Below are 467 nucleotides of genomic sequence, written 5' to 3' on the forward strand. Positions count from 1 at the left end.
CGCAGGAGACCGGCCACATTCTCACCCGCCGAGCCCTCGGGGCTTGCTTGAGCCGTGGTGCGGGGAAAGCCCGCTCGCCCGGTTCTGAGGGGGCGGCGGCACGGCAACGTGCCGCCGCTACCCGACACTGGCTGAGCTGGTTGTTTGCGTCTGCGGCTGTTCGCGGGTGGGCTTTCTACCGTGGGGCGGTCTCCCGTGAGCTCAGTGATCGGTGGCGGTCGCCGCTGCCGAGGCGTGCAGCAGCAGGTCGCGCATCGCCATGGCGGCGTCCGACGGCTCGGTGGGAGTAAGCACCAGCTGGTCGGCGGTGGTCGAAGGACCGGTGAGGGGGATGACGCGAAGGCCGGGTGGGTGGTGGTCGAGTGCGGATTCGACGGTGATGCCGATGCCCGTTCCCGCGGCGACATGAGCGGCGATGGTGTGCACGCTGTCGGCGGTTCTGATGATGCGCAGGTCGGCTCCGCCGA

The 467-nt window shown here is 70.0% G+C and carries 1 protein-coding gene; it reads right to left on the minus strand.

Translation table 11 applies throughout. The annotated features are described in order from the left end of the window. Positions 1-201 precede the first annotated feature (201 nt). Positions 202-467: LysR substrate-binding domain-containing protein (locus tag ABN273_RS59315; RefSeq protein WP_349458613.1), on the minus strand; the 266-nt coding region annotated here is incomplete at its 5' end.

It is taken from the genome of Nonomuraea sp. B19D2, assembly GCF_040137845.1.
Classification (GTDB): Bacteria; Actinomycetota; Actinomycetes; order Streptosporangiales; family Streptosporangiaceae; genus Nonomuraea.